This is a genomic window from Sporosarcina sp. OR05, assembly GCF_041414805.1.
GTDB lineage: Bacteria > Bacillota > Bacilli > Bacillales_A > Planococcaceae > Sporosarcina > Sporosarcina saromensis.
Map to the genome: position 1 here is coordinate 119,649 of NZ_JANKJL010000006.1, position 14,694 is coordinate 134,342.

General features: G+C 39.7%; 14 protein-coding genes. 3 read left to right on the plus strand and 11 right to left on the minus strand.

The annotated features are described in order from the left end of the window. Window positions 1–11: 11 nt before the first annotated feature. Window positions 12–614: a TetR/AcrR family transcriptional regulator gene (locus NRI27_RS11150; RefSeq protein ID WP_371390750.1), complete on the minus strand. Its 603-nt coding sequence runs from the start codon at window positions 612–614 to the stop codon at window positions 12–14. Between the two features lie 153 nt (window positions 615–767). Between NRI27_RS11150 and NRI27_RS11155 the strand changes: the two genes are divergently transcribed. Next, window positions 768–2,840 carry a S9 family peptidase gene (locus NRI27_RS11155; RefSeq protein WP_371390751.1) on the plus strand — a complete coding sequence of 691 codons (2,073 nt, stop codon included), beginning with the start codon at window positions 768–770 and terminating at the stop codon, window positions 2,838–2,840. A 94-nt stretch (window positions 2,841–2,934) separates the two neighbouring features. On the opposite strand, the gene NRI27_RS11160 is transcribed toward NRI27_RS11155, so the two are convergent. Beyond that, a complete protein-coding gene (locus tag NRI27_RS11160; protein WP_371390752.1) occupies window positions 2,935–3,414 on the minus strand; it encodes a hypothetical protein in 480 nt (159 codons plus the stop codon). Between the two features lie 294 nt (window positions 3,415–3,708). Then, on the minus strand, window positions 3,709–4,977 hold the full coding sequence (locus tag NRI27_RS11165) for an MFS transporter (protein ID WP_371390753.1): 1,269 nt from the start codon (window positions 4,975–4,977) through the stop codon (window positions 3,709–3,711). Window positions 4,978–5,493: 516 nt separating this feature from the next. On the opposite strand from NRI27_RS11165, the gene NRI27_RS11170 reads away from it, so the two are divergent. Beyond that, window positions 5,494–6,168, plus strand: coding sequence for a DUF2225 domain-containing protein (locus NRI27_RS11170; RefSeq protein WP_371390754.1), 675 nt, complete (start codon window positions 5,494–5,496; stop codon window positions 6,166–6,168). A 20-nt stretch (window positions 6,169–6,188) separates the two neighbouring features. After that, window positions 6,189–6,542 carry a hypothetical protein gene (locus tag NRI27_RS11175; protein ID WP_317945265.1) on the plus strand — a complete coding sequence of 118 codons (354 nt, stop codon included), beginning with the start codon at window positions 6,189–6,191 and terminating at the stop codon, window positions 6,540–6,542. A 203-nt stretch (window positions 6,543–6,745) separates the two neighbouring features. Here NRI27_RS11175 and NRI27_RS11180 read toward each other — a convergent pair whose 3' ends face one another. From NRI27_RS11180 to NRI27_RS11215, 8 genes are all read right to left on the minus strand, one after another. After that, window positions 6,746–7,471 (minus strand): Fic family protein, encoded by a 726-nt coding sequence (locus tag NRI27_RS11180; RefSeq protein ID WP_371390755.1) that lies wholly within the window; start codon window positions 7,469–7,471, stop codon window positions 6,746–6,748. A 647-nt stretch (window positions 7,472–8,118) separates the two neighbouring features. Then, window positions 8,119–9,111: a S66 family peptidase gene (locus tag NRI27_RS11185; RefSeq protein WP_371390788.1), complete on the minus strand. Its 993-nt coding sequence runs from the start codon at window positions 9,109–9,111 to the stop codon at window positions 8,119–8,121. A gap of 186 nt (window positions 9,112–9,297) precedes the next feature. Next, on the minus strand, window positions 9,298–9,903 hold the full coding sequence (locus NRI27_RS11190) for a response regulator transcription factor (protein ID WP_371390756.1): 606 nt from the start codon (window positions 9,901–9,903) through the stop codon (window positions 9,298–9,300). After that, complete coding sequence (locus NRI27_RS11195; protein ID WP_371390757.1) at window positions 9,900–11,003, minus strand: sensor histidine kinase; 1,104 nt, start codon at window positions 11,001–11,003, stop codon at window positions 9,900–9,902. Before NRI27_RS11195 ends, NRI27_RS11190 begins: the two co-directional genes overlap by 4 nt. Window positions 11,004–11,012: 9 nt before the next feature. After that, entirely contained in the window at window positions 11,013–12,131 is a 1,119-nt protein-coding gene (locus tag NRI27_RS11200) for a DUF418 domain-containing protein (RefSeq protein ID WP_371390758.1), read from the minus strand. Window positions 12,132–12,251: 120 nt separating this feature from the next. Continuing rightward, entirely contained in the window at window positions 12,252–12,731 is a 480-nt protein-coding gene (gene rlmH, locus NRI27_RS11205) for a 23S rRNA (pseudouridine(1915)-N(3))-methyltransferase RlmH (protein ID WP_317945271.1), read from the minus strand. Between the two features lie 79 nt (window positions 12,732–12,810). Further along, window positions 12,811–12,975 carry a CxxH/CxxC protein gene (locus NRI27_RS11210; RefSeq protein ID WP_371390759.1) on the minus strand — a complete coding sequence of 55 codons (165 nt, stop codon included), beginning with the start codon at window positions 12,973–12,975 and terminating at the stop codon, window positions 12,811–12,813. A 205-nt stretch (window positions 12,976–13,180) separates the two neighbouring features. Then, window positions 13,181–14,575, minus strand: a complete 1,395-nt coding sequence (locus NRI27_RS11215) for a S1C family serine protease (protein ID WP_371390760.1) — start codon at window positions 14,573–14,575, stop codon at window positions 13,181–13,183. Window positions 14,576–14,694: the final 119 nt, after the last annotated feature.

A 14,694-nucleotide genomic window follows, 5' to 3' on the forward strand; every position in this document is an offset into this window, starting at 1 on the left:
CCCCTCCTTCATCACTTTTTTAAACCGTCAAAAATGAGCGCCATTGCCGCATCAAACGTTTCTTCAGGTACGTCTTTCTTCTCCCAATACACCCACCGCATCCCTAAAAACTGCCCAATCGACATTAAACAGTACGCCACAGTTTCCTGGTCAAGATCCTTAAACTCTCCCGCTTCCACCCCTTGGGCTAAACTTTTTAAGAAGCCGTTTGCAAGCTTGCCATAATACCAACGGAACAAGTCCTGATCGACAACAATCGCTTGCTGAACGATGCTATATAAATTCGGATGATTTTTCACCCAACTGAAAAATGCATAAAAACCGTTTCGTTGCGCTTCTTCGTATGTTGTATGATTTTGCATTCCTTCCTTAATTGCACTACGCAAGTCACGGCTATAGCTACGAATCAATTCATCGAAAATGTCTTTTTTTGAAGGGAAATAGTTATAAAACGTCCCTTGCGCAACATTTGCCTGTTGTGAAATATTGACAATCGATGTTTCGAAATAGCCTTTCTTGCCAAACACCTCTTCAGCTGCTCTTAACAGCTTTTGGCGCGTTTCTATTCCTTTAGGGGTTAATGTTTTATCAGCATCAACATTTTTTATTGACATATGAATCACCTCTCAGTTTTTAGTATAGAACATTGTTAATAGATTGACAATATAGTTTTTAAATAATCTGAATGTGAAAAGGGAAATAGTTACTGAAAAGAAGGATTTCCAATGTCTGTCACGAAAAGTATATGTATGAGAGAGGAGAATTTTATGAAACCACCAATTGCAAAACGCATTCCTTATGCTCACAAGTTGCATGGCGATGTGCGCGAAGATGATTATTATTGGCTGAAGGATAAAAACGATCCTGAAGTCATCCGTTATGTAGAGGAAGAAAACCGCTATTACGAAGAGGTCATGCAACCACTTGAAGCACTGACGGAGCATATTTATCAAGGCATGATTGATCGGGTACCTGATACGGAAGTTGATGTTCCTGTCCAACGGGGTGACTATTTTTATTATGCTCGAATGGACAAAACGAAACAATATCCGATTCACGCTCGAAAAAAAGCAGCGAGCAGAAGCCTCTTGCAGGATACCGCCGAAGAAATTTTGCTCGATTTGAATGAACTAGCAACGGACGGTGACTATTTAAATGTTACTGAACAGCGGGTAAGTGCTGACCATAAGCAGTTAGCTTACTTGGAAAATCGAGATGGGACAGATCGTTATACGATTTTCATTAAGAACCTGGTGACAGGAGAACTGCTAGCAGATCGTATTGAAAACGTATTTTTGTATGGCAGTATGGAATGGAGCCATTGCGGTACATACATTTTTTACGTGACTGTTGACGAAAACCAACGCCCTAGCCGATTGTGGCGTCACCAGTTAGGCGAAGATACGAAAAATGACGAGCTCATTTACGAAGAACACGATACGACGTTTTCACTATTCATTTCTCAATCGCAAAGTGGAAGATTCATCTTTGTTACGTCGTCTTCGACTACAACAAATGAAATTCAACGGATCGATACACATTCACCGTTGTCGCCGATCCAACAAGTAGGCGGAAGACGGGAAGGCATTCTCTACGACATTGAGCATTGGGGAAATGATTTGCTCATTTTAACAAATGAAGGGGCGTTGAACTTCCAACTTCTTCGCTGCCCAATTGATGACGTGCATGCACGGACCAACGTCGTTCCATATGACGAGAAAAAATACTTACAGGCAATGTACCCGTTTGAAGATAAACTTCTCGTCACCGGGAGAGAGAATGGACTAACGCAAATTTGGGTATTGCAAGATGATGAATTAACGCCTCTACAATGGGACGAGTCGCTCTACACAGTGTCAGTTACATCCAATCAAAGCTACGAATCGACAGAAGTACTTCTTACCTTTGAGTCCTTATTGACACCAGAAACGACGTACGGGTTGAATTTGCAAACGGGCGAGAAACTAGTGCTACAAGTTGCACCTGTAAATGGGTACTATGACTCTTCAAACTTCCGTCAAGAACAACTGTGGGCGACGGCTGATGATGGCGTCAAAGTGCCGATGACAGTTGTTTACCGTGCTGGTGCTTTCGATCATGGACCTGCGCCCTTACTATTGACTGGATACGGTTCCTACGGAGCAAATAGTGATCCCTATTTCAACCCATACCGCCTGCCTTTGCTAGAAGAAGGCATCGTCTTCGTTACCGCACAAGTGCGTGGCGGATCAGAGATGGGACGGCAGTGGTATGAAGATGGGAAAATGCACAACAAACGCAACTCATTTACGGATTTCATTGCTGCAGCAAAACATTTAATTGCCAACGATTACACGACATCCGATCGATTGGCAGCTCGAGGAGGAAGTGCAGGCGGCTTGCTCGTAGGGGCTGTAGCCAACATGGCTGGTGAACTATTTCAAGTGATCGTTCCTGAAGTCCCCTTTGTCGATGTCGTTACAACGATGCTCGATACAAGTATTCCCCTCACTACGTTGGAGTGGGACGAGTGGGGCAACCCGCAAAACCGTGAAGACTATTTCTATATGAAATCGTATAGCCCCTACGAAAACGTGGAAGCGAAAAACTATCCACACTTGTACATTACGACCGGTCTGAACGATCCGCGCGTCGGCTACTGGGAACCTGCTAAATGGGTTGCTCGCCTTCGTGATATGAAAACCGATGACCATGATATTGTCCTCAAAACGAACATGGGCGCCGGTCATTTTGGCGAATCCGGCCGCTTCAACCAATTGAAAGAATCCGCCGAATGCTATGCATTTATCGTCGATCGACTGGGTGTAAATGTTGCATTAAAAACGGCCAATTCCCGTTGAAACGAAGTGTCGTTCTTTCATAACACATAATGTGTGATTAATAAACAAAACCACCTAAAACAAGAACAACTCAATGTTTTAGGTGGTTTTTCTATTATATCTTCGATTCAATTTCTCCTTTTAATACCGATACATCTGCTTCAACAAGCTTTCTGCTTTCCTCATCCTTAATGTTCTGAACAAACTCTTCAGCAAGCAGTAAGCTCTTTTTAGCTTCAGTTGATTGCCTTAATAGCAATTGCGCTCGTGCTTGCGCTTCATAGGCATACGCAATAAAAAATGGCGCAAGATCTGCTTCATGGCTAACCGACACACATTGCTTTGCATAATTTAATGCCTGTTCCCCATTCTCTACGACTGCATACACTCTTGCAAGTTGCCAATAGCCAATCGATAGGTTTTGAGGTGTATGCTCCCCTACTTGTGTCCAATGCCAAAAGGACGTGTGGCATAGATGAATCATTTGCTCCTCTTCCGCTTGCGTACGATTACGCTTGTCCAATAGATCCCACGTCTGATTAAAACAATTAACTGCTAATTGTTTATGTGAGAACTTTTCTTGTTGGTTGTCCATATGCATTCTCCTAACATTTTGTACTCGTCTCTATCTATTTCTATCTCTTTTATATTTCTCCTTTAAATAAGGTATTGATGAAAATTAAATGAGGCCAGTACAGAACAATGATTGTCCGCTTCTTTCCGCTCTGAACTTTTAAATAGAATTAAAAAAAATATGCATGACGGGGAGTATCCCTTCATGCACATTTATAGTTTTGACCTTCTCATCTATACAATCAAAGTTGACCTTACTACAGAACTGGTTGAATTCATTTGATGACAAATGAATCTACTACTTCCTGAATACCTATTAGCTATTCCACAACCCAGCATTTTCTAATGCCTTTTTACCTTTAAACGCGAAGAGAATAGAGACCACATTCAAAAGCAACATGATAAAAATCGTATACAAAACATACGTATAGCTACCAGTATATTCAAAAATAAAGCCATATATCGGTAAAGCAACAATTCCTGCAACTGCTAATCCTGTTATGGCAAGTCCATAAATCTGACTGAACTCTTTATTGCCAAAAAGTGCAGTCGTTAGAAGAGGCCCTAATGTTCCAAGAGAAGCAACAACGAAACCATATAGACCGGCAGCTACTGTAAAGATTAATGGGTTTTCAGGCGTGAGTAACAGCAAGCCTACTGGAAATAGTCCTAAAAGCATGGCAAAAATCGCTGTATATTTTACCCCTATTTTATCACTGAGGTAGCCGAAGAATAATGCTCCGATTACAACACCTACTGACCACGAGCCCATTGCATTACCCGCAAACTTGATATCATACCCTAATCCCATTGCAAATGGCGCTACATGTTGGTTAAAAGCAGCTATTGATGTTTCGCAGAAAAAGAATAATAAAAGAAAATAAAATGCACTCGATTTTTTAGCGATCGCCAACGTCACGCCACTAGCTGTTGTTTGAACTTTCGTTTCTTCATTTTGCTGAACTTCATCCACTCCATATGGCTGTAACCCTTTTTGGAGTGGGGCCATTCTAATCGTTAATAGAACAACTGGAATAACAACCGCCATTACGCCTATCCCTAAGAAAAAATACGTATTTCTCCAACCTTCATTGGCAATTAAGTTACCTGCTACAGGTTGAAGAAAAGCGCCTGTTAAACCACCTGCTCCCACCATAATCCCTAACGCCAAACCTCTATGTTTTTTAAACCAGTTATTAATAAGTACAGGACCAGCTAGTTGTGTTACGATGACAGATCCCATTGACATAGGAATCGCAAACAAATACCAACCCCATACAGAGTTCATGAATCCAAACATTGCAAAGGATCCTGCCTCCAACGTAACTGCTACTAATAACAGTATTCTAATATTGTATTTCGCTATCAATTTTCCTGCAATTGGCAAAAATAACATTGTGACAATTGATGCGATACTGAAGTACAATGTTAAGCTACCCATTCCAATACCTAAATCTTCTGTAACAGGTGTTAGAAATAATCCACCTGTAGTCATAATGCCACCTTTAGCAGCACCTACCATTACAACTAAACCTACTAAAACCCACCAAGCATAGTGAATTTTCTTCTTCTTTGACTGACTCATGATGTGTCCTCGATTCAACTATTGGATTGCCGTTTTTAAAATTGAGTATTCTTATTTTGTTCATTAAATTAAATAATGAATACAATATATACATAATTATCTCAATGAATAGTGCTAAACTTTTTTCGGTTTAATACTATTCATTGAATAACTAATAAACAGCCTTCGCAATAGTAACTCGATACAGATATTGTGTCAATCCTATGACGATTATTTCTTGCACTCCAAAAAAATCCTGTTACGAGTTGAAATTAATAATTCTTCATGCTAAATGGCTTTTGAGCCGCTAACCTTCTCAATTTGCTATGCATATCTCAACTAATAAACCCGAAGATGCTACTATTATCGTTACAAGAATAGAGAAAATCATAAATAATTAATTCTAAAGGAGTGTACCTAAATACACATAGCTGATAGAATAAGAGCATATTATTTAAACACATTGAACGATTACATATAGCTTGTTAGTAGGATAAAAGATACGGAAACAAACTACACGCAAAGGAGTTACTTCTTATGGCATTCAACATTTATTACTATGAAAGTAATGTAGACTGCAAGTTTTGCAAGAAGCGTTTTACTACATATAAAGTACGTCCAAATCGCTATAAACTAGTTGAGGAACATACAGATTTTATGCCGGTCTATGAAGGATTAAATCCATTGTTATATGAAGTCGCTGTTTGTCCCCATTGTGGGTACGCCTATCACAAGTCCATGACAAGAACCTATGGACCTTTCATGCTACTTATAGATGAATTGTACATAAAAGAATTGAAAAAACCGGTGAACATTTGTCAGGAACGTACGATAGATGACGCAATTGTAAGCTATAAATTAGCGTACCTCGTATCAAAAGCATCGATGGAAGAACCCTTACTATTGGCCAACATCGCAATAAAAATTGCGTGGCTCTATCGTTTAAAAAACGAGCCAGAATTTGAACTGCGTTACCTTGATTCCGCTAGAGACTTTTATAGCAAGTCCTTTGCTTCAAATCAGGAAGGCAATGAACGAATTCAATATTTACAAGCAGAGCTTAGTCTTCGTCTAGGGGATAGTAAAGAATCCAAAAAGGGGTTTTCCCGTTTAATCTCAGATCGGAGCACTTCAAATAAATACCGAAAGTTAGCTCGCGATCGTTGGGAAAACTATAAGTATAACGAAAATACGAATGAAAGCATCTATTAAGAAGCAAGGAGCGAAGTATTGTGCAACTGTTTGGGAAAAAAATAGACGTAAGAGAAGAAGATATTTTTTCGGAATTACTTCACTTTTTACTAAGGAAAAATAATCGTCTTTTATCGAATGATGAAGTTGTTGAACTAACAGGTGTTTCGTCCAACTTGCTTTATAAATGGGTGAAATCCGGAAAACTAAAAAACACCATCTTTCCAAATATCGGTGCACCCTGTGATCGATGCGGAAAATTAACGCATTCAAATATATGCGTAAGCTGCTCTACCTCTATCGTCAACACATTAAAACAAGAAGAAAAAGATCAAGAGTGGTTTAACCGAATCCAACGAAATGATCGACGTACGAGTACATATTATTATAGATAATGAATTAAAAGTTCTACTAGTGTGCCATTATAAAACTTCCTCTCGTTGTGAGTGACATAAGTTCAATGAGACATGAAGTTTTATAATGGCTTTTATTTAACAATCCTATTTATGCTAGATCTTCTGCCAGAAACATTCATGTGACCTTCTAAAAACACCACTTATTTATCATACGGTTCTCCGCACTATATCTAAATGCGGTTTTAAATTGCACTTAAATATAAATCGAGCGAAGCCTCAACTTCTTTCGCAACTAACCCAACGAAGTCCTCATAGTCATTTGTCGAATGTGCTTTATCTAGTGCATTATAATAAGCTAATCGTTTTTCTACACGAATAATAACTGGTGGGTAACCAAACTTCATTAACTCTAAGTTTAATAATAGTCGTGATGTGCGACCATTCCCATCAATAAATGGATGGATGCCAACAAAGATTGCATGCAGCATTGCACCACGGACAATCGGATGTACATTTTGAGCTTCTCCGTTATACCAGCTCATTAATGCATCCATTTCTTCTTGAATTTTGATTGGTGGTGGAGGTGTATGCACTGCACCTGAAATAAATACTTGTTGGTCTCGGTAAACACCCGCATAACTATCATCAATCCCTTTTGAAACAAGGCGGTGTAAATTTTTAATTTGCCATTCTGAAAAAGGCTCCTCATTATGCACAACGTCTTCTACGTAGGAAATCGCATCTCGGTGATTAATAACTTCTAAATGCTCTCGCATCGTTTTCCCACCAACAGTAATCCCTTCAAGTACTACTTTCGTTTCGTTAATTGTTAATGTATTACCTTCGATAGCATTGGAATTATATGTCCATTCTAGAAAGAGCTTTTCACGTAAACTTTGTACTGTGTATTTCGGTAATGGTCTTTTTGCGTCTAGCTGTTGTTTCTTTAAATCAATTCGTTCGAACATATTTTCAACCCCTTTATGTAACTTTACATCATGTGACTCGGATTTTGAAAAAGAACACAAAAAACAAGCAACACGCATTAAAGATTTCCCTTTATAAAATGTCTTGTTTAAATTTTAAGCTCATAATGAAATAGAATAAGCCATTAAAACATGAAATCTATCTGTTTCTATGACTTTACTCAAAACCGCACTCACTTATAGTAAGGTTCATCGTAACGTATCTAAGTGCAATTTAAGTTCAATAAACACACCTTTAAACTTACATTTACACTAAATTAATGCTTTGTATACTTAACATAAAGGCAGGAGGAATGTATTTTATGTCGTTCATTACTCAAGAACAAACACTGAAAGTCTTAGTTGGCTTCAATCCTTGGCGGAACACAGAAAAACTCCCTTAACTCGCCCAGTGAAAAGATTAGCTTTTTATGAAGCAATTGTTCAATGGGCTAATGATTCGAAAACGAAGGGGCTATCATCGTTACTAAAAACAATGATGATTATGGTATCACAAAACATACCACTGAAACTCCAGTTATAAGAATCCCTGCATTTGCATTTTTATATTAACTTGGAAATGCTGAAAAATAAGGGTATGCAAATCAAATGTAAGCTTAAATCAAATAGCTTTGTAATTACTTTAGAGGTTACAACCAACTTTCCGTACATGTAATAGTTTTGTTAATCGTATTTAAGCTAACATTCTTCCCAATTGCTAAAGGAAACATAGGATGAGTATGACAACAATCTACTTCCGCTAAAATCGGAATTGCCGCCCCATCCAACTGTTCAAGTAACAAATCAATTGGCTTTCTTCCCGTACCTTGATCATCATACTGTTCATGTTTTCCTAAAATAATTCCCGATACCTTTTCAAAAATACCATGAAGTTTCAACATAGCCATATTCTTTTCCACTATAGAAGCACTTTTCATTGTATCTTCAATTAAAAGGATGTCACCTTGTTTAATTTCAGGGAAATAAGTAGTTCCAATGAAGCCATACATTGCATTATTGTTCCCACCTATCAATCGCCCTTCCACAACACCTGGATTCAAGGCAATCCATTTATTTCCAATTAGTTGTTTTGGGTGGTCGAAATCTAACCAATTTACAAGTTCATCTGACCAATAATTTGGCATTTGAATTGTATATGGAATCCAGGTTTCATCACAAAAATATTGTTTAAAATATGCATATGTATCCGAAACTAACGGTTCAAACTCTCCAAATGACGCTACTAATGCTGGTCCGTAAAATGTGGGAATCCCTGTTTTCGCATACAAAGCTAATAGAACAGCCGTTGCATCCGAATAACCTACAATGATTTTGGGATTTTGTTTAAATGCTTCATAATCGATAAATGGCAACATACTATTTGAATTCGTCCCACCAATCATTGACATAATCATTTTGACTGATGGATCACGTAATAAAGAATTAAATTCTTCTGCACGTTCTCTAGGTGTACCTGAACGATAAAAATCCTTTTTTCCTGAAAGGGCACCGTCTTTTATAAAAAAACCTTTGCTTTCAAGAAATTGCTTTCCACGAATGTATCTCTTTTCTGCTGTAACTGAAGCAGGAGATGAAGGAGTAAAAATTCCAATAGTATCGCCTTTTTGAAGCTTATAAACCATTACAATCAAACCTTTCAAGTTAATTTTTCCATATTATATTATGTATTAGTTGGAGTTTTCGCCTCATCATTAAAAGAACACCTAAAAATTTGTTGATTTGACGCTTTAGGTGTTCTCTTTGTTAACCGCACTTACTTATGATAGGGTTCTCCTCACCATAAATAAAGGAGGTTTTTGAACTATAATTTATATCCAGCCCTTTTCAGTTGCTTTTTGTACAGCCTGCTGCCTTGTTTCAACTTCGAGCTTTTGAATGGATAAAGATAAATAGTTCCGAATTGTGCCTTTAGTCAGGAATAGCCTTTTACTAATTTCATTCGTCGTATAGCCATCCTTCACGAGCTTCAGTACATTGATTTCCCGGTCATTCAGAGGATTTTTTTCATTCATAAATAAAGCAGCGGCAAGATCCTGACTGATTACCCTTTCACCTTGCATAATTTTGCGTATTGCACCAATTACATATTGGATAGGCTCGTCTTTCAGAACATATGCTTCAATATTCAGATCCATTGCTTCCTGCAAATAACCGGCTCTCGCAAAGGTTGTCATAATCATAATTTTGCACGGATAATTGTGATGTCGTATTCTCGCAGCTACTTCCAACCCGGACAAATGCGGCATTTCAATATCCAAAATGCATACATCCGGCTTTTCCTTTTCAATTAAAGCCCATGCTTCTGCTCCATCTGCTGCTTCACCCACAATATGTAAATCATTCTCAAGCTCCATAATGGATATTAAGGCACCTCTCAGCAGTTGCTGATCCTCAGCGATACTAAGTCTAATCATTTCACGCCCTCCCGAATCGGATCCAGTGGTATAATCAGAAGCACCTTTGTTCCTTCCTGATCATACTTCACTTCGGCATTTCCCTTTAATGACCTCATCCGTTCCTTCATTGTAAACAGTCCATTGCCATGCTGCTTTTCGGATAAACCGATTCCGTTATCGATAATAGCTACTTCTACACGGTCTTCATTCTGATATAGATGTATTCTGCAATCCGCAGCATGACTGTGCTTTACAACATTCGTTACCGCTTCTCGTATACTGTAGGCAAGCATTGTTTCCTGCACACTAGACAGCAGAATATTGGTAAGCTGATGATCAATCTGCACACGGATACCGGCATTCTTAAGCAACTGCTCACTATGCTTAAGCTCTTCCTGCAAGGATAAGAAATTTATTTCCGATATAATTTCACGCACCTGCTTATGTGCTGTTCGGACTGTTAGAATCATATCATCAAGTTCCTTATGAATCTTGTGATTCTCGTTTGGCACCAGCCTGGAAACGAGCTCTGTTTTTACCTTTATGACCGTCAGCGTATGCCCTAAAGTATCATGCAGATCGCGGGCAATCCGCTGACGTTCCTGCTGCATGGCAATGTGAACCGACGCTTCATCAACCTCACGCTGAAGCAGCTTGGATTTTTCAATATAATAGCGTAACCACGGCAACAGCAGGATAAAAAGCATAACCGCCAGGACAATTGACTGAGCATTTGAAAACAGGACCTCCTGATAGCGCCAAACGAGACTGGCTAGGAGGAGGAAATTTACGCACGTAGCAATCCATAAAATATGCCGGTTGACAGCGCGCCCGACAAAATCTGCAAAGGCAAACTGAAAGAAAATCCACTGTGGACCGCTTAAATAAGCCAAATATGCTGTCATAATAAAACCAAGTACAACAGCAGGAAGCAACAGACCATCCTGATACCATAGTGCCGTGTAATAGGCGCCTATATAAATGACGATTAATAAAACCTTAAAAACAAGTGACGGAATCTGCTCCGAGACGACAACCGCATAGCTAAATAGCAGGACGGTTAGTACATCAATAAATAAATAATATCTTGCCTGACTTTTAGGATACCATTCCAGCATCTAACCCCCCTATCTTTCCAGCCTCTGCAGCATTCCCTTCCGCAGCCATTCGACCGGCCCATAAGGGAATATAGTTAACCACATATTCGCCAGTATAATTTGCCCTGCTACTATCATACAAAAAACCCCTATAATTTCCACACTATTTAGAGTACCTCCAAGGTCTAAACCCCATCCGTAGAAAATAGCTGTAGCAGTAATGTTTTGCAGAATGTAACAGCTTAAAGACATACGCCCCGTTTTCTCAAGCCACTTCCACATTCTCCACGTACCGCACTTCCGTACAATAAAAGCAATCAGTCCTAAATAGCCTAATGCCAGGACAGGGGCAAACAGATAACGGACAGGTAAATCAAATAGACCGCCTGGTACAAAAGTCAACAGATTCAAAGGCAGACCTAGACCTAACCCCCAAATGAGCAGTTTCCATTGAATGGCAATTCCGCGCTCAGTAAAGGAGAACGCACCACTGCGCATCAGCTTTATACCAACAATAAATAAAATAATATTTAAAGGAATAATAAAGATTGCCTCTGCTCTAAAGAATATAAAATTCATGAGACGATTCTGGACCTGATCCAGCCATGTTCCCTCTGCATATATTGCGATCAACTGTGGCGAGCTTGCCATTGAAAACGCCGGCCCAAACAGCATGGAAGTAAAAATTAGAGCAAGCAGCCCTAAATGAATAGCTCCTGCAACCCATAACGCCCTTTTCATCACCCGCTCTCCGCGCTTTAGTATGACCGCAATAATTCCTGCTGTGACGCCATAGCTCATGAGCACATCATACTCCATTACAAGTACGTAGTGCAGAAGACCTTCCACTATTAAAAATACGATTACCCATTTATACATACCGATCCAAGGCTTATTGTGCCTAATGGATTGCTGATATTTAATCTCCATCCCTACTCCGAACATTATCGTTAACATGCCAAGCAGTTTGCCGTTAAATACGAACAGTACAAGGAGGCGTAAAATATCATCCATACTCGGCCAACTGGTAAAATCCGTAGTCGTTATATACTTTAGATCCCCTAAATGGGCAAAAATCCAAATATTCGTTCCAAGTGTCCCCAAAATAGCGAATCCTCTTAAAATATCGATCAATGCTATACGTTTCATATAAATGCCCCTCCATTTCTGTACATTTATCGTACATTACAGGGCATCCATGAAAATATCGACAGGCGTCAATAGATACAGATGACACTTGTCAATTATAAAACGTAGAAAAAACCGCACTCACTTATGATACGGTTCTCCCCGCATAATCCGAAACGCACGATACACCTGCTCCAGCAACACCAACTTCATCAGCTGATGTGGAAACGTCATCTTGGAAAACGACAACAGCTCATCCGCCCGTTTGATAACATCACTGTGTAAGCCAAGCGATCCGCCTATGACAAATACAATCTTACTTTTTCCATACGTCATTAACGATTCAATAGCCGTTGCCAATTCTTCAGAAGTTTTCTGTTTTCCTTCTATCGCCAATGCGATGACGTGTGCGTCTGCTCCGATTTTGGCGAGTATTCGGTCGGCTTCTTTTTTCTTCACAATTTCCATGTCTGCTTCACTTAACGATTCAGGTGCTTTTTCATCGGCCACTTCGACGATGTCGATTTTGGCGTATGCGCCGAGTCGTTTGGTGTATTCTTCGATGCCCATTTTTAAATATTTTTCTTTTAGTTTTCCTACTGAAACAATTGTAATATTCACAGGTTGTCCACCTCTTTTAAAAAGTTATAAACAGAACTTATGCACATATCCACAGGACTTATCTACATCTTGTGCCCGATTATTCGTTCGCCACAATATACCTAACGGGTGTGTCACAATACGTGCAAGTTGTGGATATCTTTTCGTCGGTTTTGATTTCTTCTAAAATCGGAAATGTTTCTTCCGTTGCAATAAAGTCGTCAATCGCTTGATCTATATGGTTTTTACAACTTTGGATTTTCAATGTCTACACTTCTTTCTATCGGTTTATTTTACACAATGTTATGCACATTTCTTCATTTTTATCCACATGTCGATAAATTGCATTGAAAAACAGGCAGAATAGCGGTTGTTTTGCTAGGCTGCCTGTTGTGGATAAATAAATTGTTACATCCCTATGAAAAGTGTAACATTGTATGGAATTTTATGCGCTCTTTCTTTGCAATTCGTTAGAATGTATTGCCGTCTTTTAGTTCCATTTCAATCTCGATCAGCTTTCCTTCTCTATATACCTTCATGGACATCTGATCGCCGACTTCTTTCTTGTTGTATAAATGCTTGCGCAGGTTCACCATGTCTTCAATCTTTTCCCCATCCATCTCAACAATGACATCGTATCGTTCGACGCCAGCTGCCTCTGCTGGCGTATTGCGGAATACTTCCGTGACAATCACACCTGCCGTAACGTCTTTCGGTAATTTCAACACTTCTTGTTGCTGTTGGTACGGGACGTCTCGTAAGTCCAAGAGGCTTACACCCATCGTTGGGCGGTTCACCGTTCCAGTCATCTCAAGATCTTGGATAATCGGGATAGCGATATTAATCGGAATGGCAAGACCGATTCCCTCAACGGTTTCTTGCGTAATTTTCATGGAGTTAATGCCAATCAGTTGTCCTGCTACATTAATGAGCGCTCCACCCGAGTTCCCTGGGTTGATGGCTGCATCTGTTTGAAGAACATCCGCTTGCCAATCGACGGTTCCGTTTTGATCAAGATCGATTGGAATGGAGCGGTCTTTTCCTGACACAATTCCCATCGTGACAGAGCCGGCGAATCCTAATCCGAGTGGGTTCCCAATTGCAATCACCGTTTCTCCACGTTTTAACGTATCTGAATCGCCAAATTCAATAGCTGTTTTGACATGTTCTGCGTCAATCTCGACGACGGCTAAGTCTGTCCATACGTCACTGCCAATGAGTTTGCCATCCACTTTCGTTCCATCGTCGAAAGTAATTTCAAGCTCTTGGGCGTTTTCTACGACATGATGATTCGTCACAATGTATGCTTTGTCGCCTGTCTTCTTGTAAATGACACCCGAACCCGTTCCTCTTTCTTGTGTCGTCTCTGTTGACGACCAAAAGTCACGTACCGTTTGCATATTTGTTATACCAACAACTGTGTCCGCCACTTTCGATACAATTTCAGTGACATCCGTATTCACATCGAGTGAGACGCGTTCAGTCGTCAAATTGCTCTCTCCCGTTGTTTTCTCTAAAACAGATGAATTCGATTCATTTCCCAGCGTAGCATTCATTAACAACCAAACGACTACGCCACCAATAATGGCTCCTAACAAGGCTGGAAGAAAACCGCCTCGACGCTTTGTGTCCTTTTTCGGTCTCTCACTGTATCGCATCGGTTCTGCTTGTTTTTCAAGTTCCACATTTGTCCGATTCTCGTGATTGACTGCATCTACATGATCCGAATCATTACCTATTCCTTCTTCTATACGATTCGGTTCTTGACGTATTTCATCCTCTGAATGATTGGGTCCTTCCATATTAGGGACATCCGAATTCGGTTTGTCATCCTCCCGCCGAGGACCTTGCTTGTATTCATCCATAGACCTCACCCTTTCAACAGACAGTTATTTTCACTTTACCCTAAATAACTTGTTTAAAATCAAGTACGTTGTCCCACTTTTTGTAGATTCCTTGAATTTTATTGAAAAAAACCTTACCC

Coding starts and splice junctions, on each gene's coding strand:
- NRI27_RS11150 (WP_371390750.1), bottom strand. CDS start 614: ATGTCAATAAAAAATGTTGATGCTGATAAAACATTAACCCCTAAAGGA.
- NRI27_RS11155 (WP_371390751.1), top strand. CDS start 768: ATGAAACCACCAATTGCAAAACGCATTCCTTATGCTCACAAGTTGCAT.
- NRI27_RS11160 (WP_371390752.1), bottom strand. CDS start 3,414: ATGGACAACCAACAAGAAAAGTTCTCACATAAACAATTAGCAGTTAAT.
- NRI27_RS11165 (WP_371390753.1), bottom strand. CDS start 4,977: ATGAGTCAGTCAAAGAAGAAGAAAATTCACTATGCTTGGTGGGTTTTA.
- NRI27_RS11170 (WP_371390754.1), top strand. CDS start 5,494: ATGGCATTCAACATTTATTACTATGAAAGTAATGTAGACTGCAAGTTT.
- NRI27_RS11180 (WP_371390755.1), bottom strand. CDS start 7,471: ATGTTCGAACGAATTGATTTAAAGAAACAACAGCTAGACGCAAAAAGA.
- NRI27_RS11185 (WP_371390788.1), bottom strand. CDS start 9,111: ATGGTTTATAAGCTTCAAAAAGGCGATACTATTGGAATTTTTACTCCT.
- NRI27_RS11190 (WP_371390756.1), bottom strand. CDS start 9,903: ATGATTAGACTTAGTATCGCTGAGGATCAGCAACTGCTGAGAGGTGCC.
- NRI27_RS11195 (WP_371390757.1), bottom strand. CDS start 11,003: ATGCTGGAATGGTATCCTAAAAGTCAGGCAAGATATTATTTATTTATT.
- NRI27_RS11200 (WP_371390758.1), bottom strand. CDS start 12,131: ATGAAACGTATAGCATTGATCGATATTTTAAGAGGATTCGCTATTTTG.
- NRI27_RS11215 (WP_371390760.1), bottom strand. CDS start 14,575: ATGGATGAATACAAGCAAGGTCCTCGGCGGGAGGATGACAAACCGAAT.